Source organism: Prauserella rugosa (assembly GCF_000719975.1).
In the GTDB taxonomy this organism is placed as follows: domain Bacteria; phylum Actinomycetota; class Actinomycetes; order Mycobacteriales; family Pseudonocardiaceae; genus Prauserella; species Prauserella rugosa.
Genome location: NZ_JOIJ01000001.1, coordinates 155,463 through 173,526, shown reverse-complemented (window position 1 = coordinate 173,526; position 18,064 = coordinate 155,463). Strand labels below are relative to the sequence as shown.

Genomic DNA, 18,064 nt, shown 5'->3' with positions numbered 1-18,064 from the left:
CGATGTCGTCACCTCTCGTCGGAGACGATCCGTCGTCGGACAACCCGCTCGTCGACTCGGGCACCGACGCCCGCAACGAGTACGACGTGCTCGACAACCCGGTCAACGCGATCGGCGGTATCGCGGTACTGGCGGGTGCCGGCAACCCGGCGTCCCTGGTGCTCGGCGCCGCGACCGGCCAGTTCGACAACATGACCGGCGACACCGTGGGCGAAGCCGGGTACAACCTGTCGAAGGGCACGGCGGTCCAGACCGTGTGGGACACCGTCAACCAGATCAACGACGGCGACTGGGCCTCGGCCGTCACCAGTGGGCTGTCGGTCGGTGTCGACGTCGTCGGTGCGGCGATGGACCCCATCGGTGCGGTCGCGGGTCAGCTGCTCGGATGGATGCTCGAGCACGTCGAGCCGTTGCGGTTGGTCCTGCACCAGCTCACCGGTGAGCCGAACATGGTCGAGGCGTACGGGCGGACGTGGCAGAACGTCGGCAACTCACTGGCCGGCGATCAGGCCGCGATCGTGGAGGCGTTCGGCCAGGAGACCACCGAGTGGTCCGGCGAGGCCAAAATGGCCTACGTCGGCAAGCTGGCCCAGGCCCTGACGACCATGAACGCGGCCGCGTCGGCCTCGTTCGCCCTCGAGAGCGCGTCGATGCAGATGGCGCAGGTCGTGGGTGCCGTCCGCACGCTGGTGCGGGACGTGCTGGCCGACCTGGCAGGTGGGTTGGTGAGTGCCGCGATCCAGGCCGCCACGGTCGTACTCGCGCCGAACGCGGTCCGGACGATCCTTCAGCGCATCGGTTCCGCGGCGCTGAAGATCGCCGAGGGGATCGCCGACCTGGGCGTCACCATCACGAGGCTGTTGGCACTGGTGGTCGAGCTGATGCAGTCGCTGGACGAGGTGACGCAGGCCTACCGGACCACCGCGACCTGAGTCCTCACGCCGGTTCCGGTGCCTCGGTGGCGATCTGAATGAGGTTGCCGCACGTGTCGTCGAGGACGGCCGTGGTCACCGGGCCCATCGCGACCGGGCCCTGGGTGAAGGTCACGCCGGCCGCGGTGAGGCGTTCGTACTCGGCGTGGACGTCGTCGACGGCGAACTGGGTGGCCGGGATGCCGTCGGCGACCAGCGCATCGCGGTACGGCTTCACCGCGGGGTGACCGGCGGGCTCGAGCAACAGTTCCGTGCCGCCGGGGTTCTCCGGGGACACGACGGTCAGCCAGCGGGCGCCACCGCCCATGTCCACGTCGTGTTTGGTGCGAAAGCCCAGCACGTCGGTGTAGAAGCGGTGGGCCTTCTCCTGGTCGTCGACGAAGACGCTGGTCAGGTGGATCCGCATCGCGGAGTCTCCTTCTCGGGTGGTGTGGGCCAGCGGTCGGCGATGGCCCGCAGTGGGGTGGTGTCGAGATGGTGGAACTTGTAGCGCCCTTCGCGCCGGGTCTCGACCAGCCCGGCGCTCTCGAGGACGTCGAGGTGCTGCGAGATCGCCTGCCGCGACGAACCGAGTCCGTGCTTGGACGTGAGCCGTCCGCAGAGTTCGAACAGCGTCTGCCCGTTCTGCTCGGACAGCTCGTCGAGAATGATCCGCCGGGTCGCATCGGCGAGTGCCTTGTACAGCTCCGCCCGGTCGGCATCGGCCATACGGCGATGATAGGCAAGCACGCACTTGCCTGTCAACGTTCGGGAGTGCCGACGACAGCTACGTCAGGGGTTGCTCAGTCGAAGACTTCGTCCCAGGCGGCGGCGACCTGGTGGGCGCAGGTCTCCGGGGCCACGCCGCCGACGCCGGTGCCGAGGCCGGGCATCGCGATGGTGGCGATGACGTCGCGCAGGGCGTACGTGCCGTCGGCCGTCTCGACCGTGCCCGTCGACCACAGGGTGAACACGGCCTTCGCGGCGAGGTAGGGGTGCACCGTGTCGGGCGGCAGCTGCTCGCCCGGTTCACGCATCGTCGGTGCGCTGATCAGCCATGCCGGTGCGGGCTCGCCGGTCGGCACGACGAGCGCCTCGCCGACCGGAAGTTCCCCGCCGTGCGAGGCCAGGACCGCACTGCGCACCCGCTGCTCGAGTTCGGGGAAGGCCTTGGCGTACAGGGCGTCGATGCCGCCGCGCATCCACCCGTAGGAGTTGGCCGGGCTCACGAGCGCCTGCGCCTCGATGTCGAGCACCGATCCCTGATGGACCCGCACCGGGCCCGACACCTTCTCCGGCACCGTCTCCCACGCGAGCGCCAGCGGTTCGTCGATCGCGCACAGCACGAGTTCCGGAGTGGCGCGGCTGCGGTGGTCGGCACCGGGCCCGTCGACGCCCGGCCGGGGGACGTCCGGCCCGTCGGTCTCCGGCTCTGTACCGGTCATGTCAGCCACGCCATTCCACGTCATATGGGTGCCTGATTCGGCGGTCACGTCTACAGCATGGCAAACGGGCGCAAGTCGCGTAACGGGCTGTGGGAGTGAACATCTTCGCCATCGCCTAGCCTTTCGGTCGTGGTACGCATCGCGTTCTTCGGCCCGCAGGGAACGTTCACCGAACAGGCGGCAAGAGTTCTCGCAGGCGGCGAGGAGTTGTTCCCGGTCGAGACGATCCCGGCAGCCTTCGAGGCGGTCCGCAGTGGAGCCGCCGACGGCGCCTGCGTGCCCGTCGAGAACTCCGTCGAAGGCCCCGTCACGGCGACGCTCGACAGTGCCGTCGACGGTGATCCGCTCGTCGCCGTCGCCGAGGCGCTCCTGCCGATCCGGTTCACCGTGCTGGTCGGCGCCGACCGCGACCCCGTCGCCGACCCGCCGCGGACGGTTGCCAGCCATCCGCATGCGCTCGCCCAGGTGCGTGGCTGGCTCGGTGAGCACCTGCCCGGCGCCGAACAGCTCGTCGCCTCGTCCACGGCGGCCGCGGCCGTCGGGGTGCTCGACGGCGAGTACGACGCCGCCGTGGTCGCCCCGGTCGCCGCCGAGCACTATCCGCTGAAGACGTTCGCCACCGACGTCGCCGACCTGGCCGACGCCCGCACCCGCTTCCTGCTGCTGCGCACCCCCGGCACGCTGCCCGAGCCGACCGGTGCCGACCGCACGTCGATCGTCGTCGCAGCAGCCAACCGCACCGGATCGCTGGCCGGCTTGCTCACCGAACTCGCGATGCGCGGCATCAACCTCACGCGCCTGGACGCACGGCCGGTGAAGGGCGACTACGGGACCTACCGGTTCTTCATCGACTTCGAGGGCCACGTGACCGAGCCGCGGATCGCGGACGCGTTGGCGGCCATGCGCAGGCGGTCGATGTCCGTGCGGTTCCTCGGCTCCCATCCGCGCGCCGACGGGGTGACGGCCACGATCGAACCGGGTGCGGGTAACGACGACTTCGTCGCCGCCGACGCCTGGGTGGAGGCCGTCCGGAAGGGAGAACTCGCGTGAGGCTGTACCTCGTGCGGCACGCTCAGAGCGAAGCGAACGTCCGCAAGATCCTCGACACCGCCCTGCCCGGCCCGCCGCTGACCGAACTGGGCAGGCAACAGGCCGAGGCTCTGGTGGAGACCTTCGCCGACGAGCCGATCGCCGCGGTGTACGCCTCGCGCGCGTTGCGTGCCCGGCAGACCGCCGGGCCGCTGGCGGCCGCGCGGTCGGCCGACGTGCAGGTGCTCGACGGGGTGCACGAGGTCGACGTCGGCGACCTCGAAGGGCGCGGTGACCAGGAGGCGATCGAGACCTACGGCAAGGTCGTCCACCAGTGGACCCAGGGCGCGCTCGAGGTCCCGTTGCCCGGCGGCGAGAGCGGTCACGACGTCCGCACTCGATACGTCACCGCCGTCGACCGGCTGCGGGAGCGGCACGACGGCACCGACGAGGCGGTGGTGCTCGTCAGCCACGGTGGCGCGATCCGGCTCGGTGCGGAGTGGCTGGCCCCCAACGTCACGGCTGAGATCGCCGACACGGGTTTGTTGCCGAACACCGCCTACGTGCGGCTCGACGCCCGTCCCGACGGTGGCTGGCGCTGCTCCGAGTGGGCGGGAATCCGCGTCCAGGACTGACGGCGAACCAGGCACGTCTCTCGGTGGCACCGCCGGACGTGCACCCGAACGGTCAATCTTTGTCGCACTATCGGCCTATTCCGGACAACGTCCACGCAACCGGCCGCGTGTCCGCAACGTCTTCCGGGTAGCCGACATTCGGCAAGGGAGGCGCGTGATGAACAAGATTGGTGAAACCGCTTCGCGTACATCGATCGCCGTCGCGGGAACGGCGATTCTGGCCATGATTCTCACGGGTTGTGGTGACGCCAGTAGTGGCGCCGCTCAGAACGACCCCGATGCCGATCCCGCCACGACATCCGCTCCGTCGCAGCAGTCCGGGCAGCAGTCCGAGCAGTCCGAGTCGGGCAACGCGCCCGGCAAGGGCGACGGTGCAGGCGACGCACCCAAGCAAGCCGTCCCGGCGCCCCAGCAGTCCGAAGGCGGCTCGGGCAGCGGCTCCGGCGGCGCAGGGAAGACGGACCTGTGCCGGGCGGCCGACCTCGAACTGTCGCTCGGCCGCGGCGAGGGGACCGCGGGCACCCAGTACCGTCCGCTGCGGTTCACGAACGTCAGCGACTCGGCGTGCGTGCTGCACGGATTCCCCGGCGTCTCGTACGTCGCGGGCGACGACGGGCACCAGGTGGGCCCAGCCGCGTACCGCACGGGCGGCAAGGGTGAGCCCGTGACGGTGCAACCGGGCCAGGTCGCGCACGCGCCCGTCGGGTTCGTGCGCGTGCAGAACTACGACCCGGCCGACTGCAAGCCGACCCCGGTGCGCGGACTTCGGGTCTATCCGCCTCAGGAGACCAACTCGATGTTCGTGCCTGCCGAGGGCACGGGCTGTGCGGCGAACCCGGAGGGTCAGCAGTTGACCGTGGCCACCATCCAGCCGGGACGCTGACGAGGCCGGCTCACGCCTGCTTCGCCAGCCTGCGGGCCAGCGACGCCGCCGCGACGAGCGCGACCACCGCCAGTGCCACCTGGCACGCACCGGAGAAGGCGAAGGTCGCGCTCGTCGTGCCCAGCAGGGTGGTCAACCAGCCGCCGAGCAGGGCGCCGACGGGAAGCATGCCCCACACCACCGTCCGCCAGACGCCGAGGACCCGGCCGAGCAGTTCCTCGGGCACGAGGCGGTAGCGGACGGTCGCGAACAGCACGTTGGCCACGACCACGGCGGCGGCGAACACGCCGAACAGCACCGCGGAGACGACCGGATTGCCGGACACGCCCATGGCCAGGAACGCCACCCCGCTGGTGCCCATCCCACCGGCGAGGACGTAGCGCGCGCGGAACCGGTCGACCAGGCGGGAGGCCACGGCTGCGCCCGCCAGTCCGCCGACTCCGCCGACGAGCCCGAACACGCCGAACGCGGCCTCGGTCAGTTCGAGGTCCTCCAGCGCGTACAACACGAGCTGGGCCTGCGCGAGTTCGGAGGTGAGCGCGAGCCCGCCCGCCGCGATCACGAGCCGCCACATGGTCGGGTTGGCGAACAGCCACCGCATGCCGTCGACGAGGTCGGTGCGCAGCGTCGCGTTCGGCCGTTCGTCCGAGGCAGGGCGTTCGGGACGGAAACTGCCCGCGAGCGCCACCATCAGTGCCGCGCCGATCGAGAACGACGCCGACGTCAGCAGGAACGGGAACGCGGCGAACACCGCGAACGTGAGGCTGCCGAGCGGTCCGCCCGCGAATGTCTGGCCGACGATCTCGGTGGCCTGCAGCTTGCTGCTGGCGCTCGACAGTCCGCTCCGGTCGACCACCGAGGGGACGAGCACGTTGGCCGCGCTGTCGGCGACGACCTCGGCCACGCCGACGACCAGCGCGCCGACGTAGACCATCCAGATCGACGCCGATCCGGTCAGCACGAGGACCGCCATGCCGCCGATCGCCGCGGCTCGCGCGGTGTTGGCGAGCACGATCGCCTTGCGGCGGTCGACGCGGTCGAGCAGTGCGCCGGCGAGGACGGCCAGCAGCAGCCAGGGCAGGAACTGGGCCGCCGAGAGCCCGGCGATCAGTACGGGGTCGCGCGTGACGGTCGCGGCCAGCAGCGGGAAGGCGACCTTGGCGATGCCGTCGCCCAGGTTGGCGGCCGCGTTGGCGCCGAGCAACAACGGCAGTCCCCGTCGGGTTCGCGCGGGCGAAGCGGTGGTCGAGGAGTCGTGCGCCATCGATTAGAGCAGAGCGTGTCCGCACGCTCGCCGCCAGTAATAAGACCCGAACGGGCTAGTGTTTTGTCCGATACTACCGACCTCGGTCGTGGTCCGGACAGCTCATCGACAGCCGATGTCGACAAAGCGATCACTGTGTCACGAGCGTCAGGCCCGACTCGCAGCCCCAGCTCTCAGCCCCAATTCTCAGCCCCAGCCGAGTTCGTGCAGGCGGGCGTCGTCGATGCCGAAGTGGTGGGCGATCTCGTGCACGACGGTGATCTTTACTTCCTCGACGACGTCGTCCTCCGAATCGCACATCGCGAGGATCGGCTGCCGGTAGATCGAGATCCGGTCCGGCAGCACTCCGCCGTAGTCGTGACCACGGTCGGTCAGGGCCACGCCGTGGTACAGGCCCAGGATGTCGGGCTCGTGCTCGTCGTGTTCCTCGACGAGCACCACGACGTTGTCCATCGCCTTGGCGAACTCGGCCGGCAGCTGGTCGAGCGCCGACGAGACGAGTTCCTCGAATCGCGGCAGCGACATGTCGACCGCCACCCGTCAGCCTCCGTTCCCGGTGATGTCGCCCGGCTCGGGGATCAGGCCGCCATCGGTGTCGTCACCGTCCGCTCCGTCCGCGCCGCCTTCGTCCCCGTCGGCGCCACCGTCACCGCTGTTGCCACCTTTGCCGCCCTCGCCGCTGTTGCCACCGTTGCCGTTGCCGTTGCCGCCGCTGTTTCCGCCGTCGCCGTTGTTGCCGCCGTCGCCGTTGTTGCTGCCGCCTTCGGTGCCGCCCTTGTCGCTGCCGTCGGAGGAGCCTTCACCGCCGGTCTGGGGCTTGCCTTCGGCGTCCTTGGACACGCTGCCGCGCACGGGCGCGAGGCCGCTGTTGTCCTTCAACAGCGCGCCGACCTTGCAGTTGACGAGCTTCGAACCGGCCTGCCAGCTCTCCTTGGTGCGGTTGTCCCACGTGGTGATCAACCCCTGCTTGCGCAGGTCGGTGTCCCCGGCGTAGTCGCGGACGAGGCGGTTGCACCGCTTGTCGAGGAACTCGTTCTGCTGCTTGGGCGAGGGGAACGCCTCGAACTCCTTGCCCAGGTCGACGACCGCGATCATCTCGTAGGAGTGCTCCTCGGCGCAGTCGACGGGGCCGGTCGGGGACTTGTCGGCGATGCCGAGGCAGGTGCCCTCGGCCCAGACGTCCGACTGGTCGACCTCGCGCACGGGCTGGTCGAGCGCCTGCAGCGAGCCGTCGGCCGCGGTGCGCTGCAGACCGCAGTGCAGCCGCCGGTCGCCCTGCTGCCACTGGTGGTCGTCCGGTTGCAGCACGCCGATGCTCAGCTTGCCCTCGGGGTCGAGCGGGCCGTCGAGGTACTCGCGTGCCGACTGGCCGCAGCGCTGCATCGTCATGGTGCGCCACGTTTCGTCGTCGGGGCGCTGCGCGCCGCGCGGGTACTGGTCGGAGATGTCGACCGCGTCGATCACCTCGAACAGGTGCGGTTCGGTGCAGTCGACGGTGCGGATGTCGGCGGCGTCGGCGGCCTGCCACGTCAGGCACGTGCCGGGAGGTGAGCTGAACGCCTCGTACCGCGCCGCGGCGGCTGCCTCGGCGCGCGCCTGCGTGCGCTCCTCCTCCGTTTCGAAGCCCCACCCGAGCAACCACGACAGGGACATGGCCGCGAGGGCGCCCACGAACACGCCCGCGACGAGTACGCGGGTGCGCCGTGCCGACTTTCGTCGGGCCGGGCGTTCTTCGGGTGACCGGCCAGGTGGGAACCGGCGAGGCTCTTCGGACATCAACTCTCATGATGCCTGATGCGCGCTCGTGACAACCTCGCGCGCGCGAGTCGATAGGGTTGGGTCAACCCCGTGTGAGTGACGGGGGTTCAACGTGTGGAGCCTTCCAGGATGAGCGACGAGAACAACACGGCCGGCGGTTCCTCCGGCTCCGGGCAGGGCGAGCCGCCGAACCCGAACCAGGGCACGATGCGGTTCCAGGACCCCTCGTCGACGACCCCGAGGGAGCCGACGCTCGCCGAGCAGCGCGCCCGCCAGCAGGCGCTCGCCGAGGAGCGCGAACGTGCGGAGCAGGCCGAACGGGCCAGGATCGCCGCGGAGCAGAAGTCCGACAGCAGGCGCAAGGTGTTCATCGGCGCCGGTGTCGGTCTCGGACTGGTGGGGCTCGTCGCGGGCTGGTACCTCGTCGCCAAGCCGGAGGAGGTCACGGCCACCTGCACCACGGCCGATGGCACGGTCGTCGAGAACGACGAGTACTGCGACCCCGAGTACGCCCAGCAGCACGGTGGATATCCCGGCGCGGGCGGGTTCGTGTTCCTCCCGATGCCGGGCGGCGGCTTCCAGCAGTACCGCTACAACTACGGCGGCACCGGCGTCCCTGGCCAGAAGGTGCAGGGCGGCTCGTTCACCAAGCCCGACGGGGCGAACATCACGACCAAGTCCGGCAAGACCGTGCAGCGCGGCGGATTCGGCGTCAGCGGCGGCAGCTTCGGCAAGAGCGGAGCCTGAACCCGTGCAGCGATCCACCAGTGCGCCGCGCCCCGACTGGCAGCGCACCGTCGAAGAGCAGGGTCTCGTCTTCGGCACCCCCGCCCGCTACGGCGACGGCAAGGCGCGTCCGTACTGGGACGAGTCGGTGCACTACGTCATCCCCATGGACGAGGTGCTGGCCCTCGAGGCCGACGTCGAACTGCTGCACTCCATGTGCCTGGAAGCGGTCGACCACGTGATCACCGCCGAGCGCTACGCCGAGTTCGGCCTGCCCGAGTGGGTGTGGCCGCACATCGCCGAGTCGTGGAAACGGCGTGATCCGCACCTGTACGGCCGGTTCGACCTGCGCTACGACGGCCGCGGGCCCGCCAAGCTGCTCGAGTACAACGCCGACACGCCGAGTTCGCTGCTCGAGGCGGCGATCCTGCAGTGGCACTGGAAGACGACGGTGTTCCCCGACGACGACCAGTGGAACTCGCTGCACGAACAGCTCGTCGAGCGCTGGCAGCACATCGGCGGGCTGTTGCCGTCGAAGGAGGTGCACTTCACGTGGTCGGCCGCCGACACCAGCGGCGAGGACCACATCACCACCACCTACCTGCAGGAGACGGCGGCCGAGGCCGGGCTCGACACCGTGGCGCTCGTGATCGAGGAGATCGGCTGGGACCCGGTGCTCAAGCGGTTCGTCGACCTCGAAGAGGCGCCGATGTCGACGGTCGTGAAGAACTACCCGTGGGAGTGGGTCATCGAGGAGGAGTTCGGCCGGTACGCCGCCGAGTCCTCGCCGCAGACGCTGTGGGTCGAACCCCAGTGGAAGATGCTGCTGTCCAACAAGGCCCTGCTCGGCATCCTGTGGGAGAACTACCCCGGGCATCCGAACCTGCTGCCCGCCTTCAACGACCAGCCAGGACTGCTCACCGAGTACGTGCGCAAGCCGAAGCTTGGCAGGGAGGGCGCGAACGTGCAGATCGTCGCGCCCGGGTACGAGACCGAGACCGGTGGTGTCTACGGCCGGGAGGGCTACACGTACCAGGCGTTCGACCCACTGCCCGAGTTCGACGGCTTCCGGCCCGCACTGGGTGCGTGGATCGTCGGCGACAACGCCGCGGGCCTGGGCATCCGCGAAACGGCGGGGCTCGTCACCGATGACGGCGCCGCCTTCGTCCCGCACCGCATTCCGGAGTAGACCGCGCGCCGGCGGTTTCCCGTTCCACCCCTTCCGAACCGACTGACGAACGACTGAAGGAGACACCGACGTGCTTCTCGCTCTGCCTGAGGACTTCGGCGGCCAGCTCGCCTGGGGGATCGGCGCGATCGCGCTGTACGCGATCGTCGGCCTGTTGCTGATGTTCGCGGGCTTCTACGCGATCGACTTCACCACGCCGGGCAAGCTGTCCGAACTCGTGCGCCGCGGTCTTCCGAACGCCGTGATCATCACCTCGTCCGGGCTGCTGTCGATGGCGTTCATCGTCGTCGTGGCGATCTGGGCCTCGACCGGCGACCTGGCCGAGGGACTGATCACGTCGCTGGTGTTCGGCTTCGCGGGCATCGTCGTGCAGGTCGCGGCCGTGCGGGCGCTGGAGTTCGCCACGCGGATCGACGTGCGCTCGACGATCGAGAGCGAGAAGTTCGCTCCAGCGAGCCTGGTCGTGGCATCGGCGCATCTGGCGCTCGGTCTCGTGGTGGCCGTCGCCATCTCGTAGGGGATACGGTGGCCGCGTGCGGCTACTGCGGACTCCAGAAGATCGTTTCGAGAACCTTCCCGGCTTCGACGTCCCCCAGCGTTACGCGGAGATCGACAGTCCGGAGGACGGCATCATCCGGATCGGCTACGTCGAGGTCGGTCCCGCCGACGGGCCGGTGGTGCTGCTCCTGCACGGCGAGCCGAGCTGGTCGTACCTGTATCGCAAGATGCTGCCGGTGCTGGCGGACGCGGGGATTCGTGCGATCGCTCCCGACCTGGTCGGCTTCGGCAGGTCGGACAAGCCGGCCGACGTCGCCGACCACACGTACGCCGCCCACGTCGAGTGGATGCGCGCGTTCGCGTTCGACGCGCTCGAGCTGCGCGACGTCACGATGGTCGGGCAGGACTGGGGCGGTCTCCTCGGGCTGCGGCTCGTGGCCGAGCATCCGGACCGGTTCGCGGGCGTCGTGCCGGCCAACACGGGCCTGCCGACCGGCGACGAGGGCATGCCGGACGTGTGGTGGTCGTTCCACGACGCCGTGCAGAACGCGCAGGTGCTCGACATCGCGCGGTTCGTCCAGTCCGGTTGCCGCACCACGTTGAGCGAGGGGGAGCGCGAGGCCTACGACGCGCCGTTCCCCAACGAGATGTACAAGGCCGGTCCGCGCGCGATGCCCGGTCTCGTGCCGACGACCCCGGACGACCCGGCGACGGAGGCCAACCGCGCGGCGCGGGCGACCCTGGGCAAGCTGACCATCCCGATGCTGGTCGCCTTCTCCGACGGCGATCCGATCACCGCGGGCATGCGCCCGGTGCTGGAACGCCTGCCCGGTGCGGAGGGCCGGCAGCACCCCACGATCACGGGTGCCGGCCACTTCCTCCAGGAGGACGGCGCCGAGCAACTGGCCACGGAGATCGCAACGTTCACCCGCTCCCTGTAAGAACACCCGTGTTGCGGGTCGCGGGCCCCGTGTTGCGCCCTCGGGAACCCGTGTTGCGCTCCCAAGGGGCCGTGTTGCGCTCCCAGGGTCGCGTGTTGCGCTCCCAGGAGCGCGTGTTGCGGGTTGCGGGTGCGGGTGTTCCCGAGTGGTGACGCGGTCGCCGCTCGGGGCCGTGCCTCGGCGGAGCGTCGCCGGAAGGGCCGTCTACCCTCAGGGACGTGATTGACCTCAGGACTCTGCGCGAAGACCCGGATGTGGTGCGTGCCTCGCAGCGCGCCCGCGGCGAAGACCAGAGCGTCGTGGACCGGTTGCTGTCCCTCGACGCCGAGCGCAGGTCCGCGATCGCGAGCGCCGACCAGCTGCGCGCCGAGCAGAAGCAACTCGGCAAGCAGATCGGCAAGGCCTCCGGCGACGAGCGTGAGGCACTGCTCGCGCGCGGCAAGGAACTCGCGGCGAAGGTCAAGGACGCCGAGGCCGAACAGGTCCGGACCGGTGACGAGTTCGAGCAGCTCCACCGCGCCGTTCCCAACATCGTGCTGGACGGGGTTCCCGCGGGTGGCGAGGACGACTTCGAGGTGCTCAAGCACGTCGGCACGCCCCGCGAGTTCGACTTCACCCCGCGCGACCATCTCGACATCGGCGAGCGCCTCGGTGCGATCGACATGGAACGGGGCGCCAAGGTCTCGGGCGCGCGGTTCTACTTCCTGACCGGTGTGGGCGCGCAGCTGCAGCTGGCGCTGCTGAACATGGCGGCCGCGCAGGCGGGGGCGACCGGGTTCCAGCTGATGATCCCGCCGGTGCTCGTGCGTCCCGAGGTCATGGCGGGCACCGGGTTCCTCGGCGCCCACTCGTCGGAGATCTACCGGCTCGAGGAGGACGACATGTACCTCGTCGGGACGTCGGAGGTCCCGCTCGCCGGTTACCACTCCGACGAGATCATCGACCTGAACGCGGGCTCGAAGCGGTACGCGGGCTGGTCGACCTGTTTCCGCAGGGAAGCCGGTTCCTACGGCAAGGACACGCGCGGCATCATCCGCGTGCACCAGTTCGACAAGATCGAGATGTTCGTCTTCTGCAAGCCCGAGGACGCCGAGGCCGAGCACGAGAAGCTGCTGGCGTTCGAGGAGGAGATGCTCGCGAAGATCGAGGTCCCGTACCGCGTGATCGACACGGCTGCCGGCGACCTCGGCACGAGCGCCGCGCGCAAGTACGACTGCGAGGCGTGGATCCCGACGCAGGAGGCCTACCGCGAGCTCACGTCGACGTCGAACTGCACGACGTTCCAGGCGCGCAGGCTCGGTGTGCGGTACCGCGACGCAGGCGGCAAGCCGCAGACGGCGGCCACCCTCAACGGCACGCTCGCCACGACGCGCTGGCTCGTGGCGATCCTCGAGAACCACCAGCTCGCCGACGGGTCGGTGCGCGTTCCCGAGGCGATGCGCCCGTTCCTCGGCGGCCGCGAGGTGCTGGCCCCGGCCGGGGACTGATCCCCGCAGGCGGAGACGGCGTTCCGGCCGCGGATCTCGCAGCCTCGGACCGCGCAGCCTCGGACCTCGCAGGAGTGTCAGCGCGGGAGTGTCTCGTCGGCGATGTGCCTGGCGATCTCCAGCGCGCTCGTGGCCGCGGGTGACGGGGCGTTGAGCACGTGGATCTGTCCCGGTGCGCGTTCGATGAGGAAGTCGTCGACGAGCGATCCGTCGGGCAGCAGCGCCTGCGCACGTACGCCGGATCCGTGCGCGACGATGTCGTCGACGCCGATCGCCGGGACCAGTCGCGCGAGGCTGCGGGCGAACCGGCGGCGGGACAACGAGCGTCGCACCTCGTCGAATCCGACCGGATACGCATACCGCCGCGCCAGGCGCCACGCGCCGGGGAACCGGGCGACGTCGACGAGGTCGCGCACCGAGACGTCACGCCAGCGGTAGCCCTCCCTGCGCAGTGCCAGCACGGCGTTCGGTCCGGCGTGGACACTGCCGTCCAGCATCCGCGTCAGGTGCACGCCGAGGAACGGCAACGACGGATCGGGCACCGGGTAGATCAGCCCGCGCACCAGGTCGCGCCTGTCCGGCTTCAGTTCGTAGTACTCCCCGCGGAACGGCACGATGCGCGCCCGCGGCCGCAGGCCGGCGAGCTCGGCCACCCGGTCGGCGTGCAGCCCGCCGCAGTTGACGAGCACGTCGCCGCGCACCACCTCCGTGCCCGTGGCGGATTCCGTGACGACCTCGACGCCTTCGCCGGGGGTGGGACGGATCGCCGTCGCCCGCGTCCCGGTGCGCAGCTCGGCGCCCGCCTTCGCCGACACGCGCGCCAACGCCTCGCACACGGCGGGAAAGTCGATGATTCCGGTGGATTCGACGCGCAGAGCCTCCACACAGGACACATTCGGTTCGTACTCCCGTGCCTCGGCGGGGCCGATCAGCCGCGCGGGAACGCCGTTGGCCTGCGCCCGCTCGGCGAGTGTCCGCAGCGGCCCGCGTTCGGCGGCGTCGGTGGCCACCACGAGTTTGCCGCACACCTGCGCCGGCACGCCGTGTTCCTCGGCGAACGCGATGATCGAACGGTTGCCCGCCACCGACATCCGTGCCTTGTGCGATCCGGGTTTGTAGTACAGCCCGGCGTGGACGACGTTCGAGTTGTGTCCCGTTTGGTGCCTCGCCCAGTGGGACTCCTTCTCCAGCACCGTGACGTCGGCGCCGCGTCCGGTCAGTTCGTGTGCCACGGCCAGTCCGAGAATCCCGCCGCCGATCACGACCACTCGCTGCATGACGCAGCACCGTAACGCGCCGGGCACGGACAGCGGCGTGCTACTCGCCGGACGGTTGCCGCCGTCCCGGTAGCATCGCCTGCGATGGTGTGCGCGCGGCGGAACCGGCCGGACAGAGCCCGGCCGCACGGGACCCGGTGCAGGAAAATGCTCCTGCTCGCGGCGCTGCTGTTCGGCCTCATCGGCATGCACCACCTGCTCGCCAACCCGGTGGATCCCGGCGGCTCGCACGCCGGTGGCGGCGTGGCAGCCGAGGCGGCGGTCGCCGGTCACCACGGTGACCAGCAGGTCCACGCGTTCGGCTCGCACCACGCGCCACCGTCGCCCGATCCGCAGTCCGGCGAGCCCGTAGACCCCGGAGCGTCCGGCGTTTCCGGCGATACCGGGTCTTCCGGGTCTTCCGGGGCCTCGGGGTTTTTCGAGCCCTCCGGGTCTTCGGAGTCTTCCGGGCACGATCGGCACGGCCACGACGGCCACCACGGCGACCACCTCGGACACCTGTGCCTGGCCGTGCTCGTGGCTGCCGGAATGGCCGTGTTGGGGTGGCGCATGGCGGGCCGCCGCTGGTATCCCGCACCGCCTCGCGCGAAGGCGGCGCCGCCGGCCACCCGCCGGATCCGCTCGCTGCCCGTGCCCTCAGGCCCAGGCAGTTTCTCCTACTCCCTCTGCGTGCTGCGGCTGTGATCGACCGGGGTCTTCCACGGCCCCGCCATCACGCATGTCGACCTACAGCTCGTACGGAAGGAAAACCCGATCATGCCCAAGTCCTTGGTTAGTGCTGCGCTCGTCGTGGCCGCCGGTGCTCTCGTCGTGGGCGGTTGCAGCGCCCCGGAATCGGAACCCGGGGCTCAGGAAACCACTGAACAGTCGCAGGCGGCGCAGCAGTTCAACGACGCCGATGTCGCGTTCGCGCGCGAGATGATCGTGCACCACGAGGGTGCGCTGACCATGGCCCGACTCGTCGACGGCCGCACTCGCACCCCGGAGATCGTCGACCTCGCCGGCCGGATCGAACGTGCGCAGCAGCCCGAGATCGACACGATGAACAAGCTGCTCGCCGAATGGGGCGAGGCCGGCGGAGACGAGGCCGAAGGAGACGAACACTCCGAGCACGGCGGGCACGGAGAGCACGGCGGAGATTCCGGGCACGCCGAGATGCCCGGAATGGGTCAGGAGGAGATGGCTGCACTCGAACGATCCGAGGGCGGGAAGTTCGACCAGCGGTTCCTGCGCCAGATGATCGCGCACCACGAGGGAGCGGTCGAGATGTCGGAGCAGGTGCTGGCCGAAGGGCGATCGCCGGAGACGCGCACACTGGCGCGCGAGATCATCGACGCGCAGCGGGCCGAGATCGCCGAGATGCGGGCCCTGCTGAAGCAGAGCTAAGCCGGCCTGTCACGCCGCCCGGGTGTCCGATGGGTACCCACCGGACACCCGGGTCGGCTGGGCTCGGTACGTTGCTTGCGGCTCCGGGCGGGGGTGATGGGGTGTTCGCCGTGATCGCGGTGATCGCGCTGTGGGTGTGTGTCGCGGTGCTGCTCGTGGTGGGCTGGCGCCGGTTCGCCGACCATCGCGGCTGGCGGGTCGCGGTGCTGTTCGGTGCGTTGCTCGTGGCGACGGTGCACCAGCTCGCCTACGGCACGGTGCCCGACGAGGCCCACATCGGATTCCGCTACGCCCGCAACATCGCCGACGGGTACGGCGCCGTGTTCAACCCTGGCGAGTACGTCGAGGGCTACACCGACTTCGCCTGGATCGTGCTGCTGGCGCTCGTGCGCGCGATCACGGGCGCGGATGTCGAGACCGTCGCCGTCGTCGTGGGCGTCGCGGGCGTGCTCGCCTCGGTGCTCGTCGTGTACGCGCTCACGGGGCGGATCCTCGACCGGAGCAACCCGTCGTTCGCCGTCGCCGCGGCCGTCGTCACGGCGGGTGTCGGATCGCTGGCCGCCTACGGCCCGTCCGGGCTCTCGACGTCGCTGTTCGTCCTGCTGATCCTCGCGCTGGCCTACGCACTGGTGAGCGGGCACATCGTGCTGGCGGGTGTCGTCGCCGCGCTGGCCGTGATGACCCGGCTCGACGGGCTTCTCGTCGCGCTGGTCGCCGGTGGGTGGCTGGTGGTCGTCGCGATCGGCAGGCGCGCCCCGGCCTCGGCGCCCGCGGTGTACCTGCTCGGCGCGGCGGTCCCGCTCGTGCCGTGGTTCGCGTGGCGGATGACCTACTACGGCGAACTCGTGCCCGCCGCGGTCGTCGCGAGTGCCGTGCGCGGCAGCGACTCGGTGGCAGGCCGTCTCGAGGCGGGCTGGACCTACTTCGTCGACTTCGCCCTGACCTACCAGGCGTTCCTGCTCGTCGCCGCGGTGACGATCGGGGTGCTCAGTTATCGGCGTGGACCGGGTGCGCGCCACGTGTGGTTACTGCTGGCGCTCGCGATCGCCGAGGTGGCCTACGTCGTCGCGATCGGCGGAGGGATCCTGCCCGCGTGGGGCCAGCTGGCGCCCGTGCCGGTGCTGCTGACGGTCGCCTCCGCGAGCGGGTTCGCCCTCGCCGCGGCCGGGGTGACCCGCACCGGGACGTCGGCGGCGGGGCGCGGGGTCGCGCTCGTGGCCGTGGCCCTCAGCGGTCTGTCCCTGGCGTTGAGCATCACGCGGATGCTGCCGGGCATGCACGAGCTGAGGACCGTCAACAGCGAACTCACCGACATCGGCCAGTGGCTGGGTGCGCGGTTGCCCGCCGGCACGGCCGTGAGTGCACTGCCCGCCGGTGCGCTGGCCGACGCGGCGGGCTCCGGGCTGTACATCGTCGACCCGAGCGGCACCACCGACGAGCACCTCGCGCGTCACCCCGGCGACCACGCCTACGTCGTCGGCACGCGCATGCCGTCGGTGGTCGTGGACGCCGCGGGCGGCTACCTGCCCGAACGCACGTGCCGGATCCGCTCCGAGTACGCGGGCCCCTACGAGGTGGTTCCGTTCCGCAGGGCCGGCGACGGACCACCGCGGTGGGTGGAGCTCTACCTGCACCGCCCGCAGGCAGCGCAGCTCACCGACACCCTCGCCGCCGATCCCCGGTTCGTGGCCGAGCCCTGTTGAGGGCAGCGGTCAGAACCAGCGTTCGAGTACCTGGGCCACGCCGTCCTCGTGGTGTGGTGCGGTGACCTCGTCGGCGACGTCGAGCACCGTCGGGTGGGCGTTGGCCACCGCGACGCCGTGGCCGGCCCAGCGCAGCATCTCCACGTCGTTGGGCATGTCACCGAACGCGATCGTGGCCTCGGAGGTCAGGCCGTACCGTTCGGCGACCGCGGAGATCCCCGTGGCCTTCGTGACCCCGTGGGCGGCCAGTTCGATGAGTCCGCCGCCGGTGGAGAAGGTGATGTCGACGTGGGAGTCCAGCACCTCGCGGGCCGCCTTCGCCATCGCCGCCGACGTCATCTTCGGGTGGCTCACCAGCAGTTTCACCGCGGCGTGGCCGAGCACCTCGGCGCGCGGAGCGTGCGTTCCCTCGCCGTCGCCCCACGGATTGTGGTAGCCGGTCTCGATCACGAAGTTGCGCAGGTCGTCGTCGAGGGCGTGCGTGCCGACCCGTTCGGCACCCAGGTGACAGCCGGGCAGCACGTGGTCGAGCGCGTCGGCGACGGTCGCCAGCTGCGCCGGATCCATCAGCCCGTGCACGTCGACGATCCGGTCGGCGCCGATGTCGTACAGCACCGCGCCGTTGGCGCACACGGCGTAGCCGTCCAGGCCCGCCTGTTCGGCCACCTGCGGGATCCACCGCGGCGGACGCCCGGATACGAGCACCACCGGCACGCCCGAGGTCACCGCGCTGTCGACGACGTCGACCGTGCGCGGGCTCAGGTCGGTGGGCGTCGACAGCAGCGTGCCGTCGACGTCGGATGCGATGAGGCTCGGTTTCTCCACGTCTCCAGTGTCCCAGAGCTGCGACGATCGCCCGGCGTGTTCCGTGTGACACCGGGGAGAACGGCAGAAGACGACACGCCGGCCGGTCGTGGGCGTGGCCGTGGGCG

At 70.5% G+C, this 18,064-nt stretch carries 20 protein-coding genes; 12 read left to right on the top strand and 8 right to left on the bottom strand.

Annotated features, from left to right (window positions below; translation table 11 throughout):
* Window positions 1-2 precede the first annotated feature (2 nt).
* Window positions 3-932 (top strand): hypothetical protein, encoded by a 930-nt coding sequence (locus tag IF64_RS0100875; RefSeq protein WP_030530030.1) that lies wholly within the window; start codon window positions 3-5, stop codon window positions 930-932.
* 4 nt (window positions 933-936) lie between these two features.
* Here the strand turns inward: IF64_RS0100875 and IF64_RS0100870 are convergent, their stop codons facing one another.
* The 3 genes from IF64_RS0100870 to IF64_RS0100860 all read right to left on the bottom strand — a co-directional run bounded on the left by IF64_RS0100870 (window position 937) and on the right by IF64_RS0100860 (window position 2,404).
* Window positions 937-1,338: a VOC family protein gene (locus tag IF64_RS0100870; protein ID WP_030530029.1), complete on the bottom strand. Its 402-nt coding sequence runs from the start codon at window positions 1,336-1,338 to the stop codon at window positions 937-939.
* Window positions 1,323-1,640, bottom strand: coding sequence for an ArsR/SmtB family transcription factor (locus IF64_RS0100865; RefSeq protein ID WP_030530028.1), 318 nt, complete (start codon window positions 1,638-1,640; stop codon window positions 1,323-1,325). Before IF64_RS0100865 ends, IF64_RS0100870 begins: the two co-directional genes overlap by 16 nt.
* Window positions 1,641-1,714: 74 nt before the next feature.
* Window positions 1,715-2,404 carry a macro domain-containing protein gene (locus tag IF64_RS0100860; protein ID WP_425468457.1) on the bottom strand — a complete coding sequence of 230 codons (690 nt, stop codon included), beginning with the start codon at window positions 2,402-2,404 and terminating at the stop codon, window positions 1,715-1,717.
* Between the two features lie 81 nt (window positions 2,405-2,485).
* Here IF64_RS0100860 and pheA point away from each other — a divergent pair, with 81 nt between their 5' ends.
* From pheA to IF64_RS0100845, 3 genes are all read left to right on the top strand, one after another.
* Entirely contained in the window at window positions 2,486-3,406 is a 921-nt protein-coding gene (gene pheA / locus IF64_RS0100855) for a prephenate dehydratase (protein ID WP_030530026.1), read from the top strand.
* On the top strand, window positions 3,403-4,020 hold the full coding sequence (locus tag IF64_RS0100850; RefSeq protein ID WP_030530025.1) for a histidine phosphatase family protein: 618 nt from the start codon (window positions 3,403-3,405) through the stop codon (window positions 4,018-4,020). Before pheA ends, IF64_RS0100850 begins: the two co-directional genes overlap by 4 nt.
* A gap of 157 nt (window positions 4,021-4,177) precedes the next feature.
* Complete coding sequence (locus IF64_RS0100845; RefSeq protein ID WP_030530024.1) at window positions 4,178-4,903, top strand: DUF4232 domain-containing protein; 726 nt, start codon at window positions 4,178-4,180, stop codon at window positions 4,901-4,903.
* 10 nt (window positions 4,904-4,913) lie between these two features.
* Here the strand turns inward: IF64_RS0100845 and IF64_RS0100840 are convergent, their stop codons facing one another.
* From IF64_RS0100840 to IF64_RS25050, 3 genes are all read right to left on the bottom strand, one after another.
* The gene (locus IF64_RS0100840; RefSeq protein WP_051757350.1) at window positions 4,914-6,167 is read right to left on the bottom strand and encodes an MFS transporter; all 1,254 of its coding nucleotides are present in this window, start codon (window positions 6,165-6,167) and stop codon (window positions 4,914-4,916) included.
* Window positions 6,168-6,353: 186 nt separating this feature from the next.
* Window positions 6,354-6,692 carry a metallopeptidase family protein gene (locus IF64_RS0100835; protein WP_425468486.1) on the bottom strand — a complete coding sequence of 113 codons (339 nt, stop codon included), beginning with the start codon at window positions 6,690-6,692 and terminating at the stop codon, window positions 6,354-6,356.
* Between the two features lie 15 nt (window positions 6,693-6,707).
* Window positions 6,708-7,943: a septum formation family protein gene (locus IF64_RS25050; RefSeq protein WP_051757349.1), complete on the bottom strand. Its 1,236-nt coding sequence runs from the start codon at window positions 7,941-7,943 to the stop codon at window positions 6,708-6,710.
* A 189-nt stretch (window positions 7,944-8,132) separates the two neighbouring features.
* On the opposite strand from IF64_RS25050, the gene IF64_RS0100825 reads away from it, so the two are divergent.
* The 5 genes from IF64_RS0100825 (at window position 8,133) to serS (ending at window position 12,766) form a co-directional block, all read left to right on the top strand.
* On the top strand, window positions 8,133-8,672 hold the full coding sequence (locus tag IF64_RS0100825; protein WP_051757402.1) for a hypothetical protein: 540 nt from the start codon (window positions 8,133-8,135) through the stop codon (window positions 8,670-8,672).
* 4 nt (window positions 8,673-8,676) lie between these two features.
* The gene (locus IF64_RS0100820; protein ID WP_030530019.1) at window positions 8,677-9,840 is read left to right on the top strand and encodes a glutathionylspermidine synthase family protein; all 1,164 of its coding nucleotides are present in this window, start codon (window positions 8,677-8,679) and stop codon (window positions 9,838-9,840) included.
* 70 nt (window positions 9,841-9,910) lie between these two features.
* A complete protein-coding gene (locus IF64_RS0100815) occupies window positions 9,911-10,357 on the top strand; it encodes a DUF350 domain-containing protein (protein ID WP_030530018.1) in 447 nt (148 codons plus the stop codon).
* A gap of 16 nt (window positions 10,358-10,373) precedes the next feature.
* A complete protein-coding gene (locus IF64_RS0100810) occupies window positions 10,374-11,279 on the top strand; it encodes a haloalkane dehalogenase (protein ID WP_030530017.1) in 906 nt (301 codons plus the stop codon).
* Window positions 11,280-11,497: 218 nt separating this feature from the next.
* Window positions 11,498-12,766, top strand: a complete 1,269-nt coding sequence (gene serS, locus IF64_RS0100805) for a serine--tRNA ligase (RefSeq protein ID WP_030530016.1) — start codon at window positions 11,498-11,500, stop codon at window positions 12,764-12,766.
* A 77-nt stretch (window positions 12,767-12,843) separates the two neighbouring features.
* On the opposite strand, the gene lhgO is transcribed toward serS, so the two are convergent.
* Window positions 12,844-14,043 carry an L-2-hydroxyglutarate oxidase gene (gene lhgO, locus IF64_RS0100800; protein WP_030530015.1) on the bottom strand — a complete coding sequence of 400 codons (1,200 nt, stop codon included), beginning with the start codon at window positions 14,041-14,043 and terminating at the stop codon, window positions 12,844-12,846.
* Between the two features lie 147 nt (window positions 14,044-14,190).
* Between lhgO and IF64_RS0100795 the strand changes: the two genes are divergently transcribed.
* From IF64_RS0100795 to IF64_RS0100785, 3 genes are all read left to right on the top strand, one after another.
* The gene (locus tag IF64_RS0100795; RefSeq protein WP_030530014.1) at window positions 14,191-14,727 is read left to right on the top strand and encodes a hypothetical protein; all 537 of its coding nucleotides are present in this window, start codon (window positions 14,191-14,193) and stop codon (window positions 14,725-14,727) included.
* A 72-nt stretch (window positions 14,728-14,799) separates the two neighbouring features.
* Window positions 14,800-15,429 carry a DUF305 domain-containing protein gene (locus IF64_RS0100790; RefSeq protein WP_030530013.1) on the top strand — a complete coding sequence of 210 codons (630 nt, stop codon included), beginning with the start codon at window positions 14,800-14,802 and terminating at the stop codon, window positions 15,427-15,429.
* 101 nt (window positions 15,430-15,530) lie between these two features.
* Window positions 15,531-17,132 carry a hypothetical protein gene (locus tag IF64_RS0100785; RefSeq protein ID WP_036875472.1) on the top strand — a complete coding sequence of 534 codons (1,602 nt, stop codon included), beginning with the start codon at window positions 15,531-15,533 and terminating at the stop codon, window positions 17,130-17,132.
* Between the two features lie 9 nt (window positions 17,133-17,141).
* On the opposite strand, the gene IF64_RS0100780 is transcribed toward IF64_RS0100785, so the two are convergent.
* Window positions 17,142-17,957, bottom strand: coding sequence for an HAD family hydrolase (locus IF64_RS0100780; RefSeq protein ID WP_030530011.1), 816 nt, complete (start codon window positions 17,955-17,957; stop codon window positions 17,142-17,144).
* Between the last annotated feature and the right edge of the window lie 107 nt (window positions 17,958-18,064).

What these genes read in the sequence shown, in the direction of transcription:
- IF64_RS0100875 (WP_030530030.1), top strand. Translation starts at nt 3, where the DNA reads ATGTCGTCACCTCTCGTCGGAGACGATCCGTCGTCGGACAACCCGCTC.
- IF64_RS0100870 (WP_030530029.1), bottom strand. Translation starts at nt 1,338, where the DNA reads ATGCGGATCCACCTGACCAGCGTCTTCGTCGACGACCAGGAGAAGGCC.
- IF64_RS0100865 (WP_030530028.1), bottom strand. Translation starts at nt 1,640, where the DNA reads ATGGCCGATGCCGACCGGGCGGAGCTGTACAAGGCACTCGCCGATGCG.
- IF64_RS0100845 (WP_030530024.1), top strand. Translation starts at nt 4,178, where the DNA reads ATGAACAAGATTGGTGAAACCGCTTCGCGTACATCGATCGCCGTCGCG.
- IF64_RS0100840 (WP_051757350.1), bottom strand. Translation starts at nt 6,167, where the DNA reads ATGGCGCACGACTCCTCGACCACCGCTTCGCCCGCGCGAACCCGACGG.
- IF64_RS0100835 (WP_425468486.1), bottom strand. Translation starts at nt 6,692, where the DNA reads ATGTCGCTGCCGCGATTCGAGGAACTCGTCTCGTCGGCGCTCGACCAG.
- IF64_RS25050 (WP_051757349.1), bottom strand. Translation starts at nt 7,943, where the DNA reads ATGTCCGAAGAGCCTCGCCGGTTCCCACCTGGCCGGTCACCCGAAGAA.
- IF64_RS0100825 (WP_051757402.1), top strand. Translation starts at nt 8,133, where the DNA reads ATGCGGTTCCAGGACCCCTCGTCGACGACCCCGAGGGAGCCGACGCTC.
- lhgO (WP_030530015.1), bottom strand. Translation starts at nt 14,043, where the DNA reads ATGCAGCGAGTGGTCGTGATCGGCGGCGGGATTCTCGGACTGGCCGTG.
- IF64_RS0100795 (WP_030530014.1), top strand. Translation starts at nt 14,191, where the DNA reads ATGCTCCTGCTCGCGGCGCTGCTGTTCGGCCTCATCGGCATGCACCAC.
- IF64_RS0100790 (WP_030530013.1), top strand. Translation starts at nt 14,800, where the DNA reads ATGCCCAAGTCCTTGGTTAGTGCTGCGCTCGTCGTGGCCGCCGGTGCT.